Origin of the sequence: Streptomyces sp. NPDC001902 (assembly GCF_042891295.1) — a bacterium.
In the GTDB taxonomy this organism is placed as follows: Bacteria; Actinomycetota; Actinomycetes; order Streptomycetales; family Streptomycetaceae; genus Actinacidiphila.
Window position 1 is genome coordinate 438,810 of the sequence record NZ_JBIATA010000001.1, and the last position, 24,008, is coordinate 462,817.

The window sequence follows — 24,008 nt, forward strand, 5'->3', positions numbered from 1 at the left end:
GCGGGTCACGGCGGCCTTTCCTAGAAGCAGGAGTGGTCGCCGCGCAGCACCTGCAGGTGCAGGTCCGGCAGCCTGAACGTGGCCGCGCTGACCGACCGGTTCGTCTGCCGCAGGTCGCGGACGCGGATGGAGGTCGCCTGCTGGGCGAAGGCCCCGGCCGGGCCCCGCACGCCGGGGACCTGGTCCACCGTCGAGGCGTCCTGTCCGATGTGGATGTTCTCGAAGACGGCGTCGCCCTTGATGTCGTGGGCGTCGGCGATCAGCCGGTCGGCGCTCGCCGGGTCCGCGGTCAGCCGCAGCGTGACCGGGCCGATGACCGGCACCTGCTGGACGACGGACTGGCACAGGTCGTGCAGGGTGGCCCGGCGGATGGCGGACAGCGCCTCCGGGTAGACCGCGTCACGCCCCCGGTCGAGGACGCCGAACTGGACGAAGCCGTCGCCCTCCAGGAGGGAGGAGGAGATCTGGAAGCTCTCTCCGGCGACGGTGAAGGAGTTGGCCGAGACCCCGAAGGAGGCGGCGAGCGCGCCGGTGGCCAGGCTCGCGACGACGGCGCCCGCGGCCGCGACGGTCGGCACCATGACGAGGGCGAGCCGCTTCCAGCTGGTGCGGCCGGAGACGGCGACGGCGGCCTGGGACGTGGCGGGCCGGTACCCGGTGGGCTCGGTGGTCAGCACGTCCCGTCAACCGTGGGACAGTCTGATCGGTCGCTCGGGGGCGGTACGTAATCACCCCGATGGTCGTACGCACTCGCCCATTCGGGTCAGAAGCAGGGGTCGGCGCCCTTCTTGACCGTCATGTGCAGGCCGTTCAGCCGGAAGGTCGCCGCGCTCACGGACTTCGTGGTCTGCCGCAGGTGGTCGATGGTGACGCTCTCGGCCTGCTGCCCCAGGGCGCCGGCGGGGCCCTTGGCCCTGCCCTCGGTGTCCGTCGTGGAGGCGTCCACACCGATCTGGATGTCGTGGAACTCGGCGTCGCCCGCCAGGTCGTCGGTGTCGACGATCAGCTGGTCCGCGTGGACGGGCTGGTCGCCGCCACCCGCGGTGATCAGCAAGGTGACCTGGCCGATGCCGGGGACGGTGCCGACCACGGACTGGCACATGTTGTGCAGTTCGGCGGAGCTGATGGCGGAGACCGCCTGGGGGAAGTCGCCCTCGGCGGTGTGGTCGACGGTCACGTACTGCGTGAAGCCGGTGCCGGTCAGGCGGTCGGCGGCGATCTGGATGTTCTGGCCGGACAGGGCGGTCGTGGTCGGTGAGATCGCGAGGGAGACGGGCACCACCCCGGCGCCCGCGCCGACGGCCACGGCGGTGGAGACGGCGAGGGTCGGTATCAGGACGACGGCCGTCCGCGTCCAGCTGGTGCGGCCGGACGGACGGCCGATGCGGCTCGTGCGTCGTATCAGCGGGCTCACACGGTCATTGCAACCCCGGCCACGGGGCCCGGCAACCGGAGTCAGCGGTGCTGTCCGCCCCGGGGGTCCTGGTAGGGGGCCGCGGCCTGCGGGTGCCACCCCTGCTGCGGCGGCACCTGCGGTTGGCGCGGGCCCCACCGCTGCGGGTGCGCCCCCGGCTGCGCGGGCTGCTGCGGCCACGCGTGGGGGCCCTGGGGCTGCTGCGGCCAGGGCCGGCCGTACGGCTGCTGCCCGTAGGGCTGCGTGTACGGCTGCACCTGCGGGTACGGCCCGTACGGCGCTCCGGGCGGGGGCGCCGCCCAGGGGTACAGGGGCGGGAACGCGGGGCGGATGGCGTGGGCCGCGTGGGTGAGCGCGGGCTGGGCGACGGCCTTGCGCTCCCACAGGTGGTGGAGCAGTTCCTGCTCCCGGGCCTGGAAGTCGGCGCCGGCGGCCCCGCGGTTGGCGCGGGCGCGCAGGAAGGCGAGCGAGGTCGCGAAGGACACGTACTCGCGGACGGTGCGGGCGGCGTCCTTGCCCTGTGCGCCGCGGGCGGCGGAGCGGGCGAGGCTGCGGCCCTTCATGGAGCCGATGGCGGCGGGCTCGGGCAGGCTGAGCCAGCCGGCCACCGCGTACAGCGGCAGCTGGGTGCGGATGGTCTTCAGCTCGTTCGAGCGGGACCAGATCGCGAGCCAGACCAGCAGGCCGAAGAGCGGGATCATCAGCGTCGCGTAGACGGCGAGGAAGCCGAGCGGGCTGAGCGAGGCGGAGCCGTTCCAGGTGCCGTGCAGGACCATCGCGAGCAGCCAGCCGCCCAGCGGGGCGAGCCAGCGGCGGGCCTGGCCGGGGCGTGAGGTGGCGGCGATGGCGAAGCCGATGCCGGTGAGCGAGGTGAACAGCGGGTGCGCGAAGGGCGTCATGACGATCCGGACGACGAACATCGCCGCGGTCGTGCCCAGCCCGCCGTCGGTCCCGTACGCCTGGTCCTCGGCGAAGCCGGAGCCCAGGTAGAGGATGTTCTCGGTGAACGCGAAGCCGGTGGCGGTGAGTCCGGCTATGACGACGCCGTCGACGATCCCGGTGAAGTCACGGCGGCGGAAGAGGAAGAGCAGCAGGACGGCGGCGCCCTTGGCGCTCTCCTCCACGACGGGGGCGACGAAGGTGGCGCCCCAGATGTCGCTCTGCGAGTCGCTGGCCGTGAAGGTCGTGGCGAGCAGCTCGGTCGCGTACTCGTTGGCGAGGATGGCGACCAGCGTGGCGGCGCACGCGCCCCAGGCGAAGGCGAAGACCGCGTCGCGCAGCGGGGTCGGCTCCACCCGGTCCAGCCACAGGAAGGCCCCGCCGAGGAGCGGGACCGGCAGGACCGCCAGGAGGAGGCCGACCAGGAGGCCCTCAGTGCCGGTCTGCCGGCGCACCAGCGCGAGGATGATCACCCCGCACAGCGCCAGTACGGAGAAGAGCACCACGAGCCGGAACGTCCGGTTCTCCCAGAAGTGCCGGCGCGGCTTGTAGTGCCACTGCCCGGGGGCGGGCAGTGCGAACTGCGGTTGCTGCTGGTGATCCGGATACTCGGGTACGGCCGGCCGGGCCGCCGGGCTCGGGAGGGGCGAGTCTGGCGAATGCGAGTACGAGGACACCCAATGACCTTACGGGGCGGTGGCCGCGTGGCGCGATGGTGTTACGGATAACCGCCCTGCGTACCGCCCGGCCGGACGTTCAGCGGCGCTCGAAGAGCAGGTCGTGGACGACGTGGCCCTTGGCGATCCCCTGGCGCTCGAACTTGGTCATCGGGCGGAAGGCCGGACGCGGCTCGGCGTAGCCGCTGCCGGTGGGGTAGGCGTTCGCCAGGCCGGGCTCCGCCGTCAGCACCTCGAGCATCTGCTCGGCGTACGGCTCCCAGTCGGTCGCGCAGTGCACGGTCGCGCCGGGCCGCAGCCGTGACACGGCGAGCGCCACGAACTCCGGCTGGATCATGCGGCGCTTGTGGTGCCGGGCCTTGGGCCAGGGGTCGGGGAAGTAGACCCGCAGGCCGGCCAGCGAACCCGGGGCGAGCATGTCGCGCAGCAGGACGACGGCGTCGCCGTTGGCGACCCGGACGTTGCGCAGGCCCTCGCGCTCGGCGAGGTGGACGAGGTTGCCCTGGCCGGGGGTGTGCACGTCCGCGGCGAGGATGCCGGTGCCCGGGTCGGCGGCGGCCATCGCGGCGGTGGCGTCGCCCATGCCGAAGCCGATCTCCAGGACCACCGGGCGGTCCGGGGCGAGGTCCGCGTCGGCGAAGAGCTTGTCCAGGTCCAGCGGCGTGCCGTCGAGGTCGACGCCCCAGTCCGCCCAGCGCCGCTCGAGCGCCGCCCGCTGGCCGTGGGTTACCCGGCCGCGGCGCGGGTGGAAGGTGCGGATGCGCTGCTCGGTGTGCGCGTCCGGATGCGGGTGGGAGGCGGGGCCGCCCGGGAAGTGGGGGGTGCGGGGCTTCGACATGATGCGTCGATTTTACGTACGCCCCAGCACCGCCAGTGCCCTGCGGGCGATCTCCCGTCCGATCGGCAGCGAGGCCGTCGCGGCGGGCGAGGGGGCGTTCAGCACGTGGACGAAGGGCCCGTCGCCCGTGATGAGGAAGTCGTCGACGAGCGTCCCGTCGCGCAGCACGGCCTGCGCCCGCACCCCGGCCTCGGCCGGCACCATGTCGTCGGCGGTCACCGCGGGCAGCAGCCGCCGCACGGACTCCACGAAGGCCCGCTTCGACAGCGACCGGCGGATCTCGCCGGCCTCGTAGCGCCAATGGCGGCGGGCGATGCGCCAGGTGCCGGGGAAGGCGGCGGTCTCGACGAGGTCGCGCGGGCGCACGGTGCGCCGCCGGTAGCCCTCGCGGGCCAGCGCGGGGACGGCGTTCGGGCCGACGTGCACCGAGCCGTCGAAGCCGCGGGTCAGATGCACGCCGAGGAACGGGAACGCGGGGTCGGGGACGGGGTAGACCAGTCCGCGGACGAGGTCGGCGCGGTCCGGGCGCAGCTCGTAGTACTCGCCGCGGAACGGCACGATGCGGACGCCGGAGGTGTCCTCCCCGGCCATGCGCGCGATGCGGTCGCAGTGCAGGCCGGCGCAGTTCACCAGCGCCCTGGCCCGGACGGGCGGGCCGTCGTGGGGCTCGACGATCACGCTCGGCCCGTCGCGGTGGATCGCGCGGACCTCCGTGCCGTACGCGATGCGCGCGTCGGCGCGGCCGCCCTCGGTCGTGAGGCGGGCCATGGCCGCGGCGACCGCGGTGAAGTCGCAGACCCCCGTCGTGCCGACGTGGATCGCCGCCAGGCCGCGTACATGCGGCTCCCGCTCCGCGATCCGGGCCGGGCCCAGCTCCTGCACCGGGATGTCGTTCTGCCGCCCCCGCTGGACGAGGGCGTGCAGCCGGGGGAGCTCGTCCCGCTCCGTGGCGACGATCAGCTTGCCCGTCACGTCGTGCGGGATGTCGTTGCCGGCGCAGAACTTCACCATCTCGGCGGCGCCCTGCGTCGCGTACCGCGCCTTGAGGGAGCCGGGGCGGTAGTAGATGCCGCTGTGGATCACGCCGCTGTTGTGGCCGGTCTGGTGGCGGGCGGGGCCGTCCTCCTTGTCCAGGACCAGGACGGACGTGCCGGGGGCGGTGCGCGTGAGCGCGTACGCGGTCGCGAGGCCGACGATTCCGGCGCCGATGACGACGACGTCCGTGGTGTCCATGCGCGCGGTCACCTCCCCCGTAAGGCTTGGCCCGTCCGCGCCGCGTGCAAACCTGTCGGCGGGGCGTGTTGTTCGCGCCAGGTCGTTGCGTGCGGGTCGTTTGCGCCTGCGGGCGGCTGTGCCGGGCTGCCCGGTGGCTGCGTGCGGGTGCGTTGCGCCTGCGGCGGGCATCCCCCGCCCTCCCGCAGCCTTCGGCCGGGGGAGACGAGCGGCGGACCCGGGCGCCGAATGATGTGGACGTAAACCGCGAGCGCTGTGGGGGTCCCCCCGGCCGAAGGCTGGGGGAGGGCGGGAGGGCGGGGATGCCCGCCGCAGGCGCAGACAACCCGCACACAACAACCGGCCGCAAGCGGGCACCCCCCGCACCCCGGAGGGCTACGCGGGGGCCGCCAGCAGGGGGCGGGCCCGCTCGCGCAGCTCCGCGACGCGGGGCTCGTTCCCGTACGGCTCCAGCCGGTGCAGGAGGTCCCGCACGTACTCCGTGGTCCGGGCCGACGAGATCCGCCCGGCCACCTCCACCGCCTTGACCCCGGCCGCGCAGGCCGCGTCCAGGTTGCCGGACTCCAGTTCCGCGACCGCCGAGACGACGAGCCGCAGCCCGTGCGAGCGCACGAACTCCTCCGTGGGCCGGGCGAGGGCCGTCTCCGTGAAGCGGCGCACCTGCCCGGGCATGCGCAGGTCGCGGTAGCACTCGGCGGCGTCCGCGGCGAGGCGGTCGTAGGAGTAGAAGCCGAGCCAGGGCGGGTCGGCGTCCCCGTCGCGGGCGCGGTCGAGCCAGGACTCGGCGGCGGCCAGGGCCGTGGCGCACGCGGCGCTCTCGCCGGCCTTGGCGTGGGCGCGGGCCTCGACGAGGTGGAAGAAGGACATCGTGCGCGCCGTGGCGAGGCCGCGGTTGCGTTCGAGGGCGGCCTGGGCCAGGTCCACGCCCTCGTCGGCGAAGCCGCGGTACGTGGCCTGGAGCGACATCGACGCCAGCACGTAGCCCCCGAGGGGGACGTCGGCGGCGGCGCGCGCGAGCCGCAGGGCCTGGATGTAGTAGCGCTGGGCGGCCTCCTGCTGGCCGGTGTCGAAGGCCATCCACCCGGCGAGCCGGGTGAGTTCGGCGGTGGCGCCGAAGAGGGAGCGGCCGACCTCGTCGCTGTACGACCCGAGCAGCAGCGGGGCCGCCTCGACCCGCAGGCACTCGGGGACCATGCCGGAACGCCAGTCGCCGCCGCCGTACTTGGAGTCCCAGCGCCGGGCGTCCTCCGCGGCCTCGCGGAGCTTGGCGACGTCGGAGTGGCCGACGTGGTGCGTGCCCGGGGCGGGGTCCTCGCGGGCGACGCGGGCGTCGGCCGGGGTTATCAGCCAGCGGGAGGCCGGCGTGACGTAGGCGCTGACCGCGAAGGAGCCGGCGAGGCTCTGCCAGATGCCGCCGCCGCCCGGGCCGCGCCGGCCGGGGTCGAGCTTCCACAGGTCGGTGGCGGACTTGACGGCCTCCCCGACGTCGCGGGGGAAGGCGAGGCCCACCTCGGGCGCGGGGTCGGCGTCGGCGAGGCCGATCTCGTGCAGCGGCACGGGGCGGCCGAGCTTGCTGCCGATGGCCGCCGCGATGAGGTGCGGGGCGGCGCCCTGCGGCACCATGCCCTTGGTGACCCAGCGGGCGACGGAGGTCTTGTCGTACCGCAGGGTCAGACCGCGCTGGGCGCCGAGGTCGTTGACCCTGCGGGCGAGTCCCGCGTTGCTGATGCCGGCCAGGGCGAGAAGGGTGCCGAGTTTCTCGTTGGGCCCTCGGGGTTCTTTGGTCATGACCACTACCACCTCTCGCCGTAAGCGCGAGGGCCGCGTACGCCTGCCACGCCTGTCACACCCTCTCGACGCACAACAACGGCTGGCCCGGCGCCTCTTGTGGAGGCGTGCCGGGTCCGCCGCAGCCCGCCACCGGGCATGCGCCGGACCCCGAGCTGCCGGGACCATCGCTTCTCGGGTGAACCCAGCGTAGTTCGCCGTATCCCGCCCGTTAAGAGCTGTTGTCCCGGATGGCGAGATTCCTGCCCTGAATGCGGCCTGGCGACTCCTGCTGGTGGCGCGTGCTACCGGCGTATGCGGCTGTGCGCCCATCCGCGCGCTCTGTGCCGGTTCGGGCGGTAGGGGTTCCATGGTGGGGTGGGTTGGCCCGCGGCTCTCATGTGCGGCTATGGGGGGTTGTGGCGGGTCAGGGGGCTCCGCCACCACAATCCCCGCGGGTGGCGGACCGGTCCGGGAGGTGCGCCACGCCTCCCGGACCGCGACCCCCACACGTCGCAGAACGGACGAATGCGGGCTGCCCGGACATTGACCGGAAGATGACGTTTGAAATCCGGTGGCCCGTTCCAAGTGACCATGATCAAGGGGGAGTTGGGCCGAACCGGCCCGCGCCGGACCGCGCGTGACGCGCGGTCCGGCGCTCAACCATGTCCTCATGCGCCTCTTTGTGCGCCGCTCCGTGGCAGCATGTTCCTCGGACGGGGCGGCAGTTCGGCCTGCCGCGGGGCCGGTTGGCCACGGTGGCCCACGTAATCCACGACCTGTGGAGGCGGCGATGCGGTGGTTGGTGGGGTGGAGCAGCGCTGCCGTGGGACAGGTTCCCGGCACGCGCGCCGGCCGCACCCTGCAGCCCGTCGGCGCACAACTCCTGTGGGGCGACCCCGATCCGCTGTGGATGGTGGGCGACTGGCGCCCCGACGAGGTGCGGATCGCCCACGCCGAGAACGGTTCCGTGGCGCGGCTGGCCGTGCTGGGCCGCTGCGCCGCTTCCGACGCCGACCTGCGGGTGGGGCTGTTCGCGGCACGCGGCGGGGCGCTGCGCCATCTGACGGCCTGGGCCGGTAGCTACACCTGCGTCCTGCAGATCGGCCGCCGCGTCACGGTGCTGGGCGACCTCGCGGGCGCCCGGCCGGTGTTCCACACCCAGTGGGCGCGGGGCACGGCGTACGGCACGGCCGCGCTGCCGCTGGCCGACCTCACCGAGGCCGCCCTGGACGTGACCTACCTGGCGGCGCTGCTGGCCTGCCCGGACTCGCCCGAGGCGCTCGGCGAGGGCACCCCGTACGCCGGGGTGCGCCGGGTGCCGCCCGGGCACGCGCTCATCATGCGCGACGGGGTGCCCGAGGTCAGCGGCTACGAGCCCACCGCCTCCCTCGCCGTCGCCGGCACCCCCGCGGCCTCCGCCGACCCGGACCGGGCGCTCGCCGGCATACGGGACGCCCTGGTCGACGCCGTCCGGACGCGGCTCGCACAGCCCCGCTTCGTACCGGACCCCGGCGAGGCCCCGGCGCCGGGCATCGGCGCCGACCTGTCCGGGGGCAGCGCCTCCTCCACGCTCGCCCTGCTCGCCGCGGGCCTGCCGGGGATGCCGGGCACACCGCTCGGGCACGGCTCCGCCGCGGGGCAGCGCCTGCTGGCGGTGACCTTCAACGACCTGGCCACGGGCGGGGTCCACGGGCGCGAGGCCGAGCTTGAGCGCGCCCGCAGCATGGCCGCCGACCCCCGGCTGCACCACGTCGTCGTACCGGGCGGGCCGGAGTCCCTGCCGTACGCCGACCTCCTGGACAGCGGGCCGCTCACCGACGAGCCGGGCCCCTCGCTGGTCACCGCGGAACGGCACCGGCGGCGCCTGGCGGCCGGCGGCGCCGACCACTTCGTGGGGCATGGCGCCCGGCAGGTGCTGGACGCCCATCCGGCCCGCCTGGCGGACCTGTTGATGGACCGTCGGCGGCGCGGCCTGCTGCGTCCCGTCACGGCCCTGGCGCGGGCGGACGGGCCCTCGGGGCGCTCGGTGTTCGTGCCGTTCACGGTGTACCGGGCGGCGCGGCGGCTGGCCCGCACCAGTTACCGGCAGGGCGTGGAGGACGCCGCGGCACGCCTGCTGGCCCGGCGCTTCGAGGAGCACGGGGACGCCCTGGCCGCGTCGCTCGCGGCCCTCGCGTGGTGCCGGCCGGGCCCCGCGGCGCGCTGGCTGACCGGCGAGGCGCTCGCCGAAGTATCGGTTCGCCTGCAGGAGGCGGCTTCCCGGCCGGGCACGACGGTGGAGCGCCCCGGAGAGCGCCGGGCGCGCGCCGCGCTCGCCCGGCACGCCGCCGACCACCGGGTCTTCGAGCAGGCCGCCGAGGTGCGCAGCCAGCGGCTCCACGCGCCCTTCCTGGACAACCAGGTGGTGCGGGCCTGCCGGGCGCTGCCCGAGACGCTGCGCGTCCAGCCGGGCGCCCGCACCACGATCCTGCGCTCCGTCCTGGCGGGCGCGGGCATCCGCGAACTGCCGCCCGGCTGGGGCGCCAACTCCCACGTCTCCACGGCCGTCGCCGTCCGCGCGGGCCTGCGGGCCGCCGTCGACGACCTGCTCGACCTCTTCGAGGCCCCGCTGCTCGCGGACGCCGGGCTCGTCGAGGCCCGCGTCGTACGGGCCGCCCTGCGTGCCGCCGCGGACGGCGAACCGGTGCCCGTCGACGGGCTCACCGACCTGGTCGCCACGGAGGTGTGGCTGCGCCGGCTGCTGGCCCGGCGCGGTTCCTGCTGGACGGGCACGGAGGTGCCGGAACAGCGCGCGGTCGCCACCGGGGTGCAGCGGCTGTCGCTGTAGGCCGGCGCCGGCGGTCATCTGACGGGACGTGCGCCCCACGGATGCGCCGTCCGGGGGGATATGGACGCCGTTGCTCCACATATGTCACTGGCCGGAAAAGGACCCCGGCGCAGCCCTCCGCGCGAGTCTCCGGGACACTCTCAACATGCGCATCCGTACCACGGCGGCGGCCCTCGCCGCCGCTGCCGCCGCCGCGGCCCTCCTGGGCCTGGCCGCGCACGCCTCCGGCGCGCCCGCCGACCGGTCCGGGGTCCGCCTCTACGACGAGGCACTGGGCAGGACGCGCGAAGACGGCGCCACGGTGTGCACCTTCTACTTCAAGGCCGAGGGCTTCGGCCCCGACCAGCCGGTCAACTGGACGGTCTCGTACGCCCGGGGCGAGGACGCGGTCGTCGGCACCTTGGTCACCGGCGCCCGGGGCACCGGGAGCACCGGCCGCGTCGTCCTCGCCGACGGCGACTACCGGTTCCGGTGGGCCGGTTCCGACGCGGACCCGCAGCGCTTCACGGTGGCCTGCCCGGCCGGGACGGCGACCCCGTCGCCGGGCACCGCCGCGGCCGCCCCCTCCGCCCCCGCGGGTGCCGTGCCCGGGGTGACGGCGGCGGCGTCCACCGGGCCGGGCACGGGCCTGCCCGCCGCGGGGCTCACCTCCGCGTCGACCTCCACCGGCCCCTCCGACGTCACCGCGGGCGTGGCCTCCGTACTGGTCGCCCTGGGCATCGCCGCGGTGGCGGCACTGGTGATGCTCCGCCGCAAGCCCGTCCGGGCCCCTGCCGCGCCCCGCCGCCACCGGCGCGCCTCCGGCTGACCTGTCGGCGGCCCGTCTTTGTGTGCGGCGCCGCGGTGGTTGCGGTTGCGGTTTCTCCCCCGCCCTCCCGCCCTCCCCCAGCCTTCGGCCGGGGGGACCCCCATCCGGCGCGGTCAGCGCGGGCCTGCGCATCGTGTGCCTGGGTCGGGGCCGCGCCGGCGCACTCCCCCAGCCTTCGGCCGGGGGGACCCCCACAGCGCTCGCGGTTTACGTCCACATCATTCGGCGCCCGGGTCCGTCGCTCGTCTCCCCCAGCCTTCGGCCGGGGGGACCCCCATGGGCGCACCCCGCCACACCCCCTCCGGTTGTCAGGGCGCATGACGGCCGGTGGGGGTTCAGAAAGGCACTTGCGGCAACCCCGGACCGCCTTCTGAACCCCGTCCGGCGCCGCGTGCTCCGCTCGTCGCCTGTGGGGGCACCCCGCCACACCCCCTTCGGTCGTGTGGGCGACTGACGGCCGGTAGGGGTCAGCGCCGCGAGCGCCGAGGTGGGGGTCCCCCCGGCCGAAGGCTGGGGGAGGGCGGGAGGGCGGGGGGCGCCCGCCGCAGGCGCAAACGACCCGCACACAACAACGGGCCGCAAGGGGAACCCCCGCCCGCCCCGCAGGGTGTCCGTGGCGTACCCGACAATGGTGGGGCCGGACAACGCAAGGGCAGCGGCACCACAGGACGGGCGGGCAGATGGCGGTATGGGACGACCTGGTCGGCCAGGACCGGGTGACGGAGCAGTTGGCCGCCGCCGCACGGGACGCCGACGCCTTCGTGACGGCGGCTGCCGCGCGCAGCGCGCTGCCGACGGCGTCGAAGATGACGCACGCCTGGCTGTTCACCGGCCCGCCCGGCGCGGGCCGTGACACGGCCGCCCGCGCCTTCGCCGCCGCGCTGCAGTGCGTGAGCCCGGACCGGGCGCTGGGCGGGGCGCCGGGCTGCGGCTTCTGCGACGGCTGCCACACGACCCTGGTCGGTACGCACGCCGACGTCGAGGTGGTCCGCACCGACCTGCTCTCGATCGGCGTCAAGGACACCCGCGACCTCGTCCGCCGCTCCACGCTGTCGCCCGCCTCCGGCCGCTGGCAGGTGATCGTGCTGGAGGACGCCGACCGCCTCACCGAGGGCGCCGGCAACGTGCTGCTCAAGGCGGTGGAGGAGCCCGCGCCCCGGACGGTGTGGCTGCTGTGCGCGCCCTCCATCGAGGACGTGCTGCCGACGATCCGCTCGCGCTGCCGGCACCTGGTGCTGCGCACCCCGCCCGTGGACGCGGTCGCCGATGTGCTGGTCCGGCGCGACGGCATCGACCCCGTGATCGCCGAGGCCGCCGCCCGTGCCACGCAGGGGCACATCGACCGCGCCCGCCGGCTCGCCACCGACGAGGGGGCGCGCACCCGCCGCGCGGCCGTGCTGAGGCTGCCGCTGCGCGTGGACGACGTGGGGGGCTGCCTCAAGGCCGCGCAGGAGCTGGTGGACGCGGCGACCGAGGACGCCAAGCAGGTCTCCGAGGAGATGGACGCCAAGGAGACCGAGGAGCTGCGCACGGCGCTCGGCGCGGCCGCGGGGGCGGGCAGCCGGATGCCGCGCGGCACGGCGGGCGTGATGAAGGAGCTCGCCGACCGGCAGAAGCGCCGGTCCACCCGTACCCAGCGCGACACCCTCGACCTGGCCCTCACCGACCTGGCGGGCTTCTACCGGGACGTGCTGGCGGTGCAGGTCGGCACGTCCGTCGCCATCGCGAACGTCGAGGCGCGGGACGCCGTCGAGCGGATCGCGGCGGCTTCGCGGCCGGAGAACACGCTGCGCCGCATCGAGGCCGTGCTCGCCTGCCGTGGGGCCCTGGACAGGAACGTCGCGCCGTTGCTGGCCGTCGAGGCGATGACGCTGGCCCTGCGCGCGGGCTGACCGCCGGCGCGCGGGACCGGCCGCGCGGACCGCCCCCGCGCCTTGATCATCCGGCGGACGGGTGATCGTTTGCGGCGCTCGCGCGTCGCCGCTCCCCGGTGCGCCCGGCCTTGCCGCAGGCTGCTGTGCGGTGCCCCCGGCCGCTGTCCCCGCGGGGGTGATCCCAGCGCACGGGGTGCGCTCCCCCCTGCCTCCGGCGCGGGTGCCGCGCCCGTGCCCGAAGCACCGTGGGGGACCTGCCGAGGTGGTGCCGCACGTGCCCGAGGTGGCCGAGGTCGTCGTTCTGTACGCGCTGCTGACCGTGGCCGGGGCCGTGGCGGTGGCGCTCGCCCGCTCGGCGCTGCGGCACTGGTGGGAGCAGCGCGCGGGCCGCGCGTACGAACTGCCCGTCGAGCGCAGCGGCACGGTGCTGCGCGGCGCAGGGTCCGTGCTGGCCGCCGCGGTGGCGGTCACGCTGGCCGTCTGGTCGCCGTCCGGCCCGGCGGATCCGTCGCTCCCGCCGCCCCGCCCGGTCACCGCCGCCGCGCCCCCGCCGTCCCGGCCGCCGTCCGCGCCACCCCCGCGGCCGGTGCCGTCCGACCCCGTGGACGCCGGGCTGGAGCCGCCGCGCACCCTCGGTCACCCGGCCGGGGGCACGCTCCAGGAATTGTCCGACGGCACGCGGGTCTGGCTGCCCCCGCAGTACGACTACCCGGACTCCGTCGGGGTGTACTTCCCCTTGGTCGTGGCCCACATCGACCCCGCCGACCCGGATCTGTTCGCCGGCTTCGCCGCCCAGTCGCTGCGGGGCATCGCGGACCCCTTCGTGGTCGTGCTGCCCGCCCACTGCGACACCGGCCCGGGCGCCCGTCCCGCGGCCGTCCCGGTCGCGGTCGCCCGGCTCTACCGCGTCCTGCCCGGCCGCCCCGCGCGGGCGTTGCTGGGCGCCGACGGGGACGCGGCCTGCGTCGTACGGCAGCAGCTGACCGACCCCGAGGGGTACACCGCGGCGATCGGCGTCTCGGGCGGCTACGACGGGATCGACCGGTCCGGCCCGCCGCCGTACTACTCCTCCACCGACCGCGGGTACCCCGGGGGTGACATGCCGCGCCCCGCGCTGCTGCTCGCCGTACCCTCCGGAGAGGAGGACGCGCGGCGCTCCGCCCTCGCCCTGCGGGAACGGGTGCGTGGCGTGCCCGCCGGGGTCCGGGTGCTGGACGGCATCGCCCCGCGGCGGCGGCTCTTCGCCCTCGTCGCCGGGTACGCGACCGAGAAGCTCGACGGTCCGGACCGTCCCTGACGGCGCGGGCCGGAATCACCCGTATGAGGACTGTGGAGGACGGTTCGCCACCGGCCCTCCGGATACGCTCCAGATGACCACCACGAGGAACCGAGGCTCCGATGCACACCCCGCGCCTGCTCCGTACCTCCGGCACCGTCCTCGCGGTCGCCGGGCTGATGCTGTCCGCGTGCACGACGGGTGGCAGCACGCACAGTGCCGCCGCCTCGTCCCCGGCGGGCTCGCTCGGCGGGCCGCCGCCCTCGGGCGCTGCCGCGGACGCCTACGGCAACCTCCGGCCGTACTACGAGCAGCGTCTGTCCTGGCGCGAGTGCAAGGACATGCCGGGCATGCAGTGCGCCACCATGCGGGTCCCCCTCGACTACGCCCACCCGTCCGCCGCGAGCGACCTCAAGCTCGCCGTCACCCGGAAGCGGGCCGAGGACGGCGGCAAGCGGCTCGGCACCCTGCTGGTCAACCCGGGCGGCCCCGGCGGCTCCGCGATCGACTACCTGCAGTACGCGGCCTTCGGCTACCCGTCGGCGGTCACCTCCCGCTACGACATGGCCGCCATCGACCCGCGCGGTGTGGCCCGCAGCGAGCCCGTCGAGTGCCTCAGCGACCGCCAGATGGACGCCTTCACGGCGACCGACGTCACCCCGGACGACGGCGCCGAGGTCAACGCCCTCGTCGCCGCCGACAAGGAGTTCGCCGGCGGCTGCGAGCAGCGCTCGGCCAAACTGCTCAAGCACATCAGCACGGTGGACTCCGCTCGCGACATGGACGTCTTCCGCGCCCTGGTCGGCGACCGCAAGCTCAACTACGTCGGCAAGTCCTACGGCACCTTCCTGGGCGCCACCTACGCCGAACTGTTCCCCGACAAGGCCGGCCGGCTCGTCCTCGACGGCGCCGTCGACCCGTCGATCTCGGCCCTCGACGCGAGCCGCGGCCAGGCCTCCGGCTTCGAGACCGCCTTCGACGCCTTCGCCCGGGACTGCGTCGGCCACCGCGACTGCCCGCTCGGCACCAAGAGCTCCGCCGACGCCGGGCACCGCCTCGACGCCTTCTTCAAGCAGCTGGACGCCAAGCCCCTGAACACCGGCAGCGACCGCAAGCTGACCGAGGCGCTCGGCACCACCGGCGTGATCGCCGCGATGTACGACGAGTCGATGTGGCCCACCCTGCGCACCGCCCTCACCAAGGCGAACAAGGGCGACGGAAGCGGTCTGCTCGCGCTGTCCGACACGTACTACGAGCGCGACGACCGCGGCCGCTACGACAACCTCATGTACGCCAACGCCGCCGTGAACTGCCTCGACCTGCCGCCGGCCCTGTCCGGCCCGCCGGCCGCCGAGCAGTCCGTCTCCGCGTTCACCGCCGAGTCCCCGCACTTCGGCAAGAACCTCGCGTGGTCCAGCCTGATCTGCGCCTACTGGCCCGTCGCGCCGACCGGCAAGCCGCACCGCATCGAGGCCACCGGCGCCGACCCCATCCTGGTCGTCGGCACCACCCGCGACCCCGCCACGCCGTACGCCTGGGCCAAGTCCCTCGCCGGCCAGCTCGACTCCGGCGTCCTGCTCACCTACAACGGCGACGGCCACACGGCGTACGCCCGCGGCAGCAGCTGCATCGACTCCGCCGTCAACCGCTACCTCCTCGAGGGCACGCCCCCGGCGGACGGCAAGACCTGCTGACCCCGTGAGGGGCCCCGTCGCCCCGCCCCGACCCGACGGCACCCTGGTCAGGGGCCCCTCAAGAACTGTGTAGACTTGTGCCCGCTGCCGATGCGAAGCTGTCTCGGCAGCCTGCCGCCTTAGCTCAGTCGGCCAGAGCGACGCACTCGTAATGCGTAGGTCAAGGGTTCGATTCCCTTAGGCGGCTCCACGAAGAAGGGCCCAGGTCACCTCGGTGACCTGGGCCCTTCGACATTCCTGCACTTCGCATGGCTGAGGCGAGTCCGTCGTCCCGGAGGTCCTCGTCGGGCGGGGCCGGCAGCCCTTCCGTGTGTGCCAGGGCGTGCCACCCGGGCGGCACGAGACCTTGCACCGAAGAACCGGGCCGTCATCGCTCCGGTGTACGGCTGAGGTTCGTACAACCAATCGACGCTCTTGTCGGTCCTGTTCCGCGACGTCTGATCGACGTCTGTCGCCGAACAGGCCTGAAGGACTCGATGAAGCCCAGACGCATCACCGCCACCGCCCTGGTTCTGGCCGCGGCGGGCGGCGTGCTCACCGCCACCGCCGCGCCCGCCTCCGCGGCGGTGAGCTGCGACTCCCCCGTCTTCAAACGGCAGTTCTTCGCGAACACGACGTTCTCGGGCACACCGAAGAAGACGGACTGCGACTCCGTGATCGACCAGAACTGGGGCACGGGCGCACCCGTCTCCGGCGTACCGTCCAATAACTTCGGCGTGCGCTGGTCGGTGACGCGCGATTTCGGCTCCGGTGGCCCCTTCACGTTCACGGTGTCCGCCCGGGACGGCATACGGGTCTACCTCGACGGCGTCCGCAAGATCGACGTGTGGAAGAACGTCTCCGCCACCGTCAAGAAGACGGTCAACGTGACGATCCCCAGCGGCAAGCACGCGCTTCGCGTCGACTTCGTCAACTGGACGGGCGCCGCGAACGTCAAGTACGCCTACACGCCGCGCACCTCCGTCGGCACCGACAAGGTCAAGCCGCTCGCCCCGACGGGCGCCGCCGTCTCCTACGACACGGCGACCGGCGCGGCCAAGTTCACCTGGTCCAGGAACAGGGAGATGGACCTCGCGAACTACCGGGTCTACCGGCGGCTGAAGGGCGCGTCGTACGGCGCCAAGGCGCTCGCGACGACCACCGCGACGTCGTACACCGACAGGACCCTGCTGAAGACCGGCGCGGCCTACTACTACGAGGTGCGGGCCGTCGACAAGACAGGCAACGTCTCCGGCGGCAGTGCCGACCGGCTCGTCACCACCGTCGACAAGACGCCGCCCGCCGCGCCGTTCGTCGAGTTGGACTCGTGCCCGGCCGACCAGCCCTACGCGGGCCCTGAGCTGGTCACCACCGCGGCGAACGCCGCCGACATCGCCTGGTACGAGATGCAGCGGCTCGACGCCGCCACGAACAGCTGGAGCACCATCCACGCCGGCGCCAAGGGTGCGATCTGCGACACCGGGTACCGGGCCGACGGGAGCAAGGTCACCTACCGGGGCCGGGCCCGGGACGCCGCCGGGAACTGGTCGGCCTACTCGGCCGCCGCGACGTTCACCACCCCCGACCGGACCCCGCCGCCCGCCGTCGAGAAGGTGCGCGTGGAGTACCGGTCGGGTGTTCCGCATCTGGTGTGGTCGCCCGTGGCCGGAGCCGCCTCGTACCAGGTCGTCCAGTACGACCCGGCGAGCGGCGGCTACGTCGACGCCCTGGCCGCGAGCACCACCACGCAGACCGACGTGCTGCCCCGCCAGTCGGTCGCCGTCGCCGACAGCTACCGGTACGCGGTGCGCGCGCTGGACGCCGTGGGCAACGCCGCCGCGCCGACGGAGATCACGCTGAAGATGGCCGACCGGCCGGAGGCGATCGCCGCGTTCCAGACCACCGCCCGCGGGTTCGACGAGGGCGTGATCGTCTCGTGGAGCAGCGTCGACCCGTGGACCGTCGACGAAACGCCCCTTCCCTCGTACAAGATCGTGCGGACCGACACCGCGACCGGCGAGACCCGCATCGTGGACAAGTGCAAGCCGACCACCTCGTGGGACGAGCCGTCGCAGGACCCGAAGACGTACTGGACCTGGACGGGCGGCGACGCCCCCTTGTCGGCTCACAAGCAGGTCAACGGCAGCTGCTGGGACGTCCAGGGCGCGTCGGAGACGACGTACGAGTACCGGGTCGTGACGACCGACCGGTACGGGCACGTCTCCCAGCCGGGCCCGGCCGCCACGGAGACCACCCCGGACACCGAGCGTCCCGCCCCGGTGCAGAACCTGACCGCGGAACGCGTCCCGCTCGGTGTCCGCCTGACCTGGACGCCGCCCGCCGATGCCGACGTCCGCGGCTACCACGTGTGGCAGGGCAGCACGGACCCGGACAGCGGCGAGACGGTCTGGAAGGAGAACTGCTGGAGGGGCAGCTCCCTGGCCGGGACCGAGATCCTCTGCCCGACGGTCCCCGACGGCGCCACCCACGTCTACAAGGTGGCCGCCACGGACGACCGGCTTCTGTACGACGACGAGCCGCTCGACGTCCTCCACCCCGCCGAGGTCTCGGTCACCCTGCCCGACACGCGGCCGCCGGGCTGGACCCAGACCGAGGTCGGTGAGGGGCAGTACCCGAACCTGTACGTCGGCTGCTCCGAGAGCTCCGGCTTCGGGGACTGCTCCCGGTTCGCGAGCTACCGTGTGGAGCGCTGGGACCCGGCCACGGCCGCTTACGTCACCCTGGCCGAGGGCACGATGGGTGACACGCCGTTTTTCGTGGACACCACGGTGCACGAGGACCGGCTCGGCCTGTACTACTACCGCGTCGTACGCCAGGACGCTTCCGGCGCCGAGGCCCTGACCCGGTCGGTGGCGTGCGGCATCTGGAACGACTGGCTCTGACCGGACGCGTGACATGAGAGGGGCCGGGAGGGTTCTCCTGGCCCCTCTCCCACGTGAGCGTCAGCGACTGCTGCTTCCGGCTGCCTCGTGGCGTGCTTGCGCGGCTGGAACCTGGGGGAGTCGCTGCTCAGCGATGTTCACGGGAAACGATCTCCGTCGGCTCGAAGCGAGCTCCCGAACAGCGCATTTCGTCGGTGCCCCCTGCTGTACCCGTGCTCAGGAGGCGTAGCGCGTCACCTCGGTGACGCGGCAGGTGACCTTCCCCTTCACGTCGCCGGTGCCCTGCGCGGTCTCCTTCGCGACCTTGCCCGGGCCGAGGTTGTTCGTCGCCGCGAAGCCCTCGCCGATGCGTGTGCCGCCGGCGTCCACGAACTCGACCTGGACCGCGTAGTTGGACGTCTTCGAGCTGCGGTTGGTGATGGTCAGCTTCGCGCTCGGCCAGTGCATGACGTCGTCGACCTCGCATGAGTCGATCCGCACGTCGCCGGTGGGGCCGGCCTGGCGGCCCTCGCCGCCGCTCTTCCCGCCCCTGTCGGTCGATGCCTTCGACGCACCGGGCTTCGGGTCGCTGCTGCCGCCGCCGCTGCTCGCCACCGTCGCGAGGACTGCGACGACGATCACCAGGACGACGACGCCGAGACACCCGAACCCGATGATCTTCCCCGTGCTGGACTTGCGCGGCTGCGACGGCGGCCCCGTCCATCCCGGGCCCTGCCAGCCGCCGGGCGGCTGCGGCGGTCCCGCGGGTGGTCCGGGTGGCTGCGGGTGCTGAGGCGTCGACATGGCGTCCCCCTGAGTCGTGTGGGTGTGGGGGAAACCGTGCCAGAACATCACGGTCCGCACGGGCGTGATCGCGGTCTGTGACGTCGTCGTGACCGAACCGGGACGGATCGGTACTCGTCGGACGTGCCGACGCGCCGCCGGGGTGGCGCTGTAATCGGCGGGGCCGTGCCGGACATTCCCCAGTGACAGCCTGTTCTGGGAGGGAAGGGTGCGCATGACGGCACGTGAGGGTCCGCGAGGGCACGGGATCGTGGAGGAGTGGTTCGAGGCCCATGCCGACAAGGTGATGGGTTACCTGATGCACCGTACGGATCGCGAGACCGCGCAGGACGTGCTCTCGGAGACCTTCCTGCTGGCCTGGCGCAAGCAGCGGTCCGTACCGGAGGACGCGTTGCCCTGGCTGCTGGCGGCGGCGCGCCGGCTGCTCGCCAACCGGGTGCGGTCGGACCTGCGGAGGCAGGCGCTCGCGGCACGGATGGCCGCGGTGATGGACCGCGCGCCGCAGGAGGTGTTCGAGGACCGCATAGGCGACCGTGAGCGCGTGTTCCGGGTGCTGATGTCGCTGTCCGAGAGCGACCGCGAAGTGCTGCTGCTCACGGGCTGGTACGACCTGAGCGCGCAGCAGGCGGCCAAGGCCCTGGGTTGCAGCAGGGCGGCCTACGCGCTGCGGCTGCACCGGGCCCGCAAGAGGTTCCGCGCGGCCCTGGAGCCGCGACCCGCATCCTTCACCCCGCTCGATTCGGAGGTACACGCATGACGAACGACCCTGTCCTGGACGCCGTCCGGGAGCTGCGCCCGCAGGGTGCCGACGGCTGGGCGCGGTCGGCGGACGGGCGGGAGACGCTGCGGTCCGTGCTGGACCGGGCGGCGCCGCGGAGCACGCGGCGGCGGTCGCTGCGGGTCGCCGTGGCCGGCGGCGCGGTCGTCGCCGCGCTGGCCGGCGGCGGGGTGGTCGCCGTCGCCGGGGGACTGCCGTGGGGGAAGGACGCCGGGGCGCAGGTGATGTGCGCCCGGACGCTGTCGCGCGACGCGGACCTCTCGGGTCTGCCGTCCGACGCGATCAAGGCCTTCGACCCCAGGGACCCGGGCAAGGCCTGCGCCGGGCGCTGGGAGCAGATGTGGGGCCCGTCCGAGCCCGTCCCCACGTCCTTCGCGGCCTGCTACCACCCCGGCGCCGCCGGCAAGGTCGTCTGGCCCGCCGACGGCCTCGACCAGGACCAGGCCTGCGCCCGCATCGGGGCCCGGCCGATCCCCGTCGGGTAGCCCGTCCGCGTCGCGGGGCCGCGCCCCTACCAAAAGGGCGCGGCCCGTACGGGTGACCCGGTGACTTTCGGTGTGCGGAGTTGCTCCGGGTGACACCTTGCTTTCTTCCATCCGTACTCGTTGACACGGCAACGGCCGGACGCGGCGCCACGGCGAGCGCGTCCGGGACATCGGACGAGGGAAGGCGCGCATGAACGTCAGTGCTCACATCGAGGCCGTCTACGCGGACGTCTGCCGGCGCAATGCCGGCGAGACGGAGTTCCACCAGGCGGTGGGGGAGGTGCTGCGCTCGCTGGCGCCGGCGCTGGAACGGCACCCGGAGTACCTGGGGACCCGGATCGCGGAGCGGATGTGCGAGCCGGAGCGGCAGGTGATCTTCCGGGTGCCGTGGGTGGACGATCAGGGACGGGTGCAGGTCAACCGGGGCTTCCGGGTGGAGTTCAGCAGCGCGCTCGGCCCGTACAAGGGGGGTCTGCGCTTCCACCCGAGCGTGGACCTCGGCATCGTGAAGTTCCTCGGCTTCGAGCAGATCTTCAAGAACGCGCTGACCGGGCTGGCGATCGGCGGCGGCAAGGGCGGCTCCGACTTCGACCCCAAGGGCCGTTCCGACGGCGAGGTCATGCGCTTCTGCCAGTCGTTCATGACCGAGCTCCACCGGCACCTGGGCGAGCACACCGATGTGCCGGCCGGGGACATCGGCGTGGGCGGCCGGGAGATCGGCTACCTCTTCGGGCAGTACAAGCGGATCACCAACCGCTTCGAGGCGGGCGTGCTGACCGGCAAGGGCGTCGCCTGGGGCGGCTCGCACGCGCGGACCGAGGCGACGGGGTACGGGGCGGTGTACTTCGCGGCCGAGATGCTGGCCACGCGCGGGCAGGGCTTCGAGGGGCGCAGGGCGGTGGTCTCCGGGTCGGGCAACGTCGCCGTCTACGCGATCGAGAAGGTGCGCGCGCTGGGCGGCTCGGTGGTGGCCTGCTCGGACTCCGGCGGCTACGTCGTCGACGAGGCCGGCATCGACCTGGAGCTGCTGAAGGAGATCAAGGAGGTGCGCAGGGCGCGGCTGTCGGCGTACGCGGAGGCCAAGCCCTCGGCGCGGTACTCCGAGCGCGGCTCGGTCTTCGACGTGCCGTGCGACGTCGTGCTGCCCTGCGCCACGCAGAACGAGCTGGACGGGCAGGACGCCGGGACGCTGGTGAAGAACGGCGTGCTGGCGGTCGCCGAGGGCGCGAACATGCCGTGCACCCCGGAGGCGATCGAGGTGTTCCGGGAGGCGGACGTGCTCTTCGGCCCGGGCAAGGCGGCCAACGCGGGCGGTGTGGCGACCTCGGCGCTGGAGATGCAGCAGAACGCCTCCCGTGAGCTGTGGACCTTCGAGCGGACCGAGGCCCGGCTCGCGCAGGTGATGCGCGACGTCCACACCCACTGCCGGGCCACCGCCGCGGCGTACGGCGGCACGCCGGACGACTACGTCCTCGGCGCCAACGTCACGGGCTTCCTGCGCGTGGCCGAGGCCATGACGGCGCAGGGCGTCGTCTAGAGCCCGCCCCCAGTGGTGGTGCCCGTGCCCTCCCGCGACGCGCGCGGGAGGGCACGGGCGTTCCCGGCGGCGATCAGGAGGCGTCGCCGCCCATCACACGGGCGAAGGCCACCGGATCGGCGTCGTACCCGCGGACGCCGGAGCGGAAGCGCCACTCGCCGGAGTCGCCCCGGCGGAACTCGCCGACGGTGGCGGCCGTGGCGGCCGCGACCTCGCCGAGGTCGGAGGCGGCGAGGTCGGTGTGGCCCTCGACCACGTGCACGCCGGTGCCCGCGACGTCGCCGAAGGTCATCCGGCCGTCGCGCTGCTGCACGACGACGCCGACGACGACCCGGTGGTAGGCGGCACCGAGCCGGTCGAGTTCGAGGGTCATGATCTCGTCGAAGCCCAGCCCCTTGCCGGTCTTGCTGTCGCGGTTGAGCGTGATGGTGCCGTCCGGGGAGCGGCTGTCGAAGTGGACGAGGTACGCCGGGACGCCGTGCGGGTCGGCGGCGCTGTAGGTGGCCGCGACGATGTCCAGGTCGCTGGCGGGTGCGCCGAGCGGGCTGGGGTCCCACTTGAGCCGGACCTCGACCTTGCCGAGGCCTTTGGTGACATTGCTCACTGGCTGGCTCTCCTTGCTTCCGGCTGGTCGGCTGCGGAGGCGGCTGTCACAGGGAACGCCCTTTCATCTGCCGTCAGTTGGGGGACGAGCGCGTGTCGCGCGCCCGTCCGAGGCGGCAACGAACGAGGGCGATCCCGGATTCCTGGCAACCGGTCCGGGGTCCCAGACGGTTCATGCGGGTGTGAGGCTGCTGGGAGCACGGACAGGAACACGATGGCAAGGACACCACGGTGAGGGATGCGGAGACGGACTTCGAGGAGTTCGTCGCCGCGCGCGGGCCGCGGTTGCTGCGGGTCGCCTGGCTGCTGACCGGGGACACGCACCTGGCGGAGGACCTGCTGCAGACGGTCCTGGCCAAGGTGTGGCCGAAGTGGCGGGGCATAGCCGCGGAGAACCCGGAAGCGTACGTGCGCAGGGCCCTGGTGAACACGGCCTCGTCGTGGTGGCAGCGCCGCTGGCGGGGCGAGGTGCCGCACGGCGAGGTGCCGGACACGGTGACGGCGGTGGCGGACCCCTTCGCCTCGGTCGACCTGGAGCAGTCGCTCGCGGTGCTGATACGCCGGCTGCCCGCGCGGCAGCGGGCGGTGGTCGTGCTGCGCTACTTCGAGGACCTGAGCGTCGAGGAGACCGCCGAGGTGCTGGGCTGCCGGCCGGGCACGGTGAAGAGCCAGGCCGCCAAGGCGCTGGCCATGCTGCGGGGGCAGGTCGCGGCGGTGCCGAGCCTGGCGAAGGGTGGTGAGCGGTGTGGATGAGGAGCCAGAGCCGGAGGAGGAGTGGGAGCTGAGCGTGCTGCTGGAGCGCGCCGTGCCGCAGCCGACCGCGCCCCACGACCGGATGGCGCAGATCAGGCGGCGGGTACGGCGGCGCAGGCGGCGCCGGGTGGCCGCCGGGGCGCTGGCCGCGGTCGGCGGCGTCACGGCGGCGGCGGTGGTGGCCGCTGCGTTGCTGCAGCCCGCGGGTCCCGTGACGCCCCGGGGGCAGCAGGTCCTCCCCGCCGCTTCCCCGTCCCGCGCGGTGCCCGCCCCGGGGTCCCCCCTGCCGACGTCGACGGGGAGCACGCACCCCGGCTACGCGCTGGTCAGCCTGGACGCGCTGTCCGGGCTGACGCTGAAACTGCCCGGCGAGGGCTGGCGGTCCCTCGTGACCACCGACCCGCGGGGCCTGGTGGTCGGGTTCGTCGGCTCCGGACCGCTCCACGAGCGCAGCGGGTGCACGAAGCAGGAGATGATCCGCTACCCGGTCTGCCCGCCCGTGGACAAGGTCGCCGAGGGCGGGGTGCTGATCGCCTTCGAACAGGTGGGGGCGCCCGTGGGCGACGGCACGGGGTCCGGCCGGTTCGTGGTGAAGGGCGTGGCGTCCGCGGGCGAGGGCTGCCGCGCGCTCGGCGGCCAGTGGGAGCTCACGGCCTGGGGGGAGGACCCGGACCCCGCGTCCTCCGTCGGTCTCGTGGTCAGCGCCTGTTTCAACCGTACGACGAAGGACACCATCGCCGCGGTCACGGCCGGCCTCAAGGCCGCGAGCTACACCTCGGCGTCCCCCGGCGGGCCGACCGGTCCGGACCGTCCGACCGGTACGGGCACGGGCTGACC

The 24,008-nt window shown here is 74.1% G+C and carries 19 protein-coding genes and 1 tRNA gene; 12 read left to right on the forward strand and 8 right to left on the reverse strand.

All coding sequences use genetic code 11. The features are described from left to right. Positions 1-20: 20 nt before the first annotated feature. The 6 genes from ACFYYN_RS02065 to ACFYYN_RS02090 all read right to left on the reverse strand — a co-directional run bounded on the left by ACFYYN_RS02065 (position 21) and on the right by ACFYYN_RS02090 (position 6,889). A complete protein-coding gene (locus tag ACFYYN_RS02065; protein ID WP_500544344.1) occupies positions 21-677 on the reverse strand; it encodes a DUF6230 family protein in 657 nt (218 codons plus the stop codon). 86 nt (positions 678-763) lie between these two features. Then, on the reverse strand, positions 764-1,414 hold the full coding sequence (locus ACFYYN_RS02070) for a DUF6230 family protein (protein WP_500544345.1): 651 nt from the start codon (positions 1,412-1,414) through the stop codon (positions 764-766). 41 nt (positions 1,415-1,455) lie between these two features. Next, complete coding sequence (locus ACFYYN_RS02075; protein WP_500544346.1) at positions 1,456-3,030, reverse strand: PrsW family intramembrane metalloprotease; 1,575 nt, start codon at positions 3,028-3,030, stop codon at positions 1,456-1,458. A gap of 79 nt (positions 3,031-3,109) precedes the next feature. Continuing rightward, positions 3,110-3,868: a tRNA (guanosine(46)-N7)-methyltransferase TrmB gene (trmB, locus tag ACFYYN_RS02080; protein WP_500322651.1), complete on the reverse strand. Its 759-nt coding sequence runs from the start codon at positions 3,866-3,868 to the stop codon at positions 3,110-3,112. A 12-nt stretch (positions 3,869-3,880) separates the two neighbouring features. Continuing rightward, a complete protein-coding gene (gene lhgD / locus ACFYYN_RS02085) occupies positions 3,881-5,101 on the reverse strand; it encodes an L-2-hydroxyglutarate dehydrogenase (protein WP_500544347.1) in 1,221 nt (406 codons plus the stop codon). A 375-nt stretch (positions 5,102-5,476) separates the two neighbouring features. Continuing rightward, a complete protein-coding gene (locus ACFYYN_RS02090) occupies positions 5,477-6,889 on the reverse strand; it encodes an NsdA family TPR-like regulatory protein (protein ID WP_500544348.1) in 1,413 nt (470 codons plus the stop codon). 772 nt (positions 6,890-7,661) lie between these two features. Here ACFYYN_RS02090 and ACFYYN_RS02095 point away from each other — a divergent pair. The 7 genes from ACFYYN_RS02095 (at position 7,662) to ACFYYN_RS02125 (ending at position 18,232) form a co-directional block, all read left to right on the forward strand. After that, on the forward strand, positions 7,662-9,698 hold the full coding sequence (locus ACFYYN_RS02095) for an asparagine synthase-related protein (protein ID WP_500544349.1): 2,037 nt from the start codon (positions 7,662-7,664) through the stop codon (positions 9,696-9,698). Between the two features lie 145 nt (positions 9,699-9,843). Continuing rightward, positions 9,844-10,506, forward strand: a complete 663-nt coding sequence (locus ACFYYN_RS02100; protein WP_500544350.1) for a hypothetical protein — start codon at positions 9,844-9,846, stop codon at positions 10,504-10,506. A gap of 680 nt (positions 10,507-11,186) precedes the next feature. After that, positions 11,187-12,398, forward strand: a complete 1,212-nt coding sequence (locus tag ACFYYN_RS02105; RefSeq protein WP_500360661.1) for a DNA polymerase III subunit delta' — start codon at positions 11,187-11,189, stop codon at positions 12,396-12,398. A 256-nt stretch (positions 12,399-12,654) separates the two neighbouring features. After that, positions 12,655-13,677, forward strand: coding sequence for a hypothetical protein (locus tag ACFYYN_RS02110; protein ID WP_500544351.1), 1,023 nt, complete (start codon positions 12,655-12,657; stop codon positions 13,675-13,677). Positions 13,678-13,778: 101 nt separating this feature from the next. Continuing rightward, positions 13,779-15,350 carry an alpha/beta hydrolase gene (locus ACFYYN_RS02115; protein WP_500322662.1) on the forward strand — a complete coding sequence of 524 codons (1,572 nt, stop codon included), beginning with the start codon at positions 13,779-13,781 and terminating at the stop codon, positions 15,348-15,350. 113 nt (positions 15,351-15,463) lie between these two features. After that, positions 15,464-15,540, forward strand: a tRNA-Thr gene (locus tag ACFYYN_RS02120). A gap of 286 nt (positions 15,541-15,826) precedes the next feature. Next, a complete protein-coding gene (locus ACFYYN_RS02125; protein ID WP_500544352.1) occupies positions 15,827-18,232 on the forward strand; it encodes a PA14 domain-containing protein in 2,406 nt (801 codons plus the stop codon). Between the two features lie 216 nt (positions 18,233-18,448). Here ACFYYN_RS02125 and ACFYYN_RS02130 read toward each other — a convergent pair whose 3' ends face one another. Beyond that, entirely contained in the window at positions 18,449-19,015 is a 567-nt protein-coding gene (locus ACFYYN_RS02130; RefSeq protein ID WP_500544353.1) for an FxLYD domain-containing protein, read from the reverse strand. A 214-nt stretch (positions 19,016-19,229) separates the two neighbouring features. On the opposite strand from ACFYYN_RS02130, the gene ACFYYN_RS02135 reads away from it, so the two are divergent. The 3 genes from ACFYYN_RS02135 to gdhA all read left to right on the forward strand — a co-directional run bounded on the left by ACFYYN_RS02135 (position 19,230) and on the right by gdhA (position 21,815). After that, positions 19,230-19,772, forward strand: coding sequence for an RNA polymerase sigma factor (locus ACFYYN_RS02135; protein ID WP_500544354.1), 543 nt, complete (start codon positions 19,230-19,232; stop codon positions 19,770-19,772). Further along, a complete protein-coding gene (locus ACFYYN_RS02140; protein WP_499512569.1) occupies positions 19,769-20,278 on the forward strand; it encodes a hypothetical protein in 510 nt (169 codons plus the stop codon). The genes ACFYYN_RS02135 and ACFYYN_RS02140 overlap by 4 nt, the downstream gene beginning before the upstream one ends. 190 nt (positions 20,279-20,468) lie before the next feature. Beyond that, positions 20,469-21,815 (forward strand): NADP-specific glutamate dehydrogenase, encoded by a 1,347-nt coding sequence (gene gdhA / locus ACFYYN_RS02145; protein WP_500544355.1) that lies wholly within the window; start codon positions 20,469-20,471, stop codon positions 21,813-21,815. 73 nt (positions 21,816-21,888) lie between these two features. Here gdhA and ACFYYN_RS02150 read toward each other — a convergent pair whose 3' ends face one another. After that, positions 21,889-22,419, reverse strand: a complete 531-nt coding sequence (locus ACFYYN_RS02150) for a TerD family protein (RefSeq protein ID WP_499512567.1) — start codon at positions 22,417-22,419, stop codon at positions 21,889-21,891. Between the two features lie 230 nt (positions 22,420-22,649). Between ACFYYN_RS02150 and ACFYYN_RS02155 the strand changes: the two genes are divergently transcribed. After that, the gene (locus ACFYYN_RS02155) at positions 22,650-23,171 is read left to right on the forward strand and encodes a SigE family RNA polymerase sigma factor (protein ID WP_499512566.1); all 522 of its coding nucleotides are present in this window, start codon (positions 22,650-22,652) and stop codon (positions 23,169-23,171) included. After that, entirely contained in the window at positions 23,164-24,006 is an 843-nt protein-coding gene (locus ACFYYN_RS02160) for a hypothetical protein (protein ID WP_500544356.1), read from the forward strand. Before ACFYYN_RS02155 ends, ACFYYN_RS02160 begins: the two co-directional genes overlap by 8 nt. The last annotated feature ends 2 nt before the right edge of the window (positions 24,007-24,008 follow it).

Bases quoted from the DNA above. Each gene is read 5' to 3' on its own strand.
- trmB (WP_500322651.1), bottom strand. From the start codon at position 3,868: ATGTCGAAGCCCCGCACCCCCCACTTCCCGGGCGGCCCCGCCTCCCAC.
- lhgD (WP_500544347.1), bottom strand. From the start codon at position 5,101: ATGGACACCACGGACGTCGTCGTCATCGGCGCCGGAATCGTCGGCCTC.
- ACFYYN_RS02090 (WP_500544348.1), bottom strand. From the start codon at position 6,889: ATGACCAAAGAACCCCGAGGGCCCAACGAGAAACTCGGCACCCTTCTC.
- ACFYYN_RS02095 (WP_500544349.1), top strand. From the start codon at position 7,662: ATGCGGTGGTTGGTGGGGTGGAGCAGCGCTGCCGTGGGACAGGTTCCC.
- ACFYYN_RS02100 (WP_500544350.1), top strand. From the start codon at position 9,844: ATGCGCATCCGTACCACGGCGGCGGCCCTCGCCGCCGCTGCCGCCGCC.
- ACFYYN_RS02105 (WP_500360661.1), top strand. From the start codon at position 11,187: ATGGCGGTATGGGACGACCTGGTCGGCCAGGACCGGGTGACGGAGCAG.
- ACFYYN_RS02115 (WP_500322662.1), top strand. From the start codon at position 13,779: ATGCACACCCCGCGCCTGCTCCGTACCTCCGGCACCGTCCTCGCGGTC.
- ACFYYN_RS02125 (WP_500544352.1), top strand. From the start codon at position 15,827: ATGAAGCCCAGACGCATCACCGCCACCGCCCTGGTTCTGGCCGCGGCG.
- ACFYYN_RS02130 (WP_500544353.1), bottom strand. From the start codon at position 19,015: ATGTCGACGCCTCAGCACCCGCAGCCACCCGGACCACCCGCGGGACCG.
- ACFYYN_RS02135 (WP_500544354.1), top strand. From the start codon at position 19,230: ATGACGGCACGTGAGGGTCCGCGAGGGCACGGGATCGTGGAGGAGTGG.
- ACFYYN_RS02140 (WP_499512569.1), top strand. From the start codon at position 19,769: ATGACGAACGACCCTGTCCTGGACGCCGTCCGGGAGCTGCGCCCGCAG.
- gdhA (WP_500544355.1), top strand. From the start codon at position 20,469: ATGAACGTCAGTGCTCACATCGAGGCCGTCTACGCGGACGTCTGCCGG.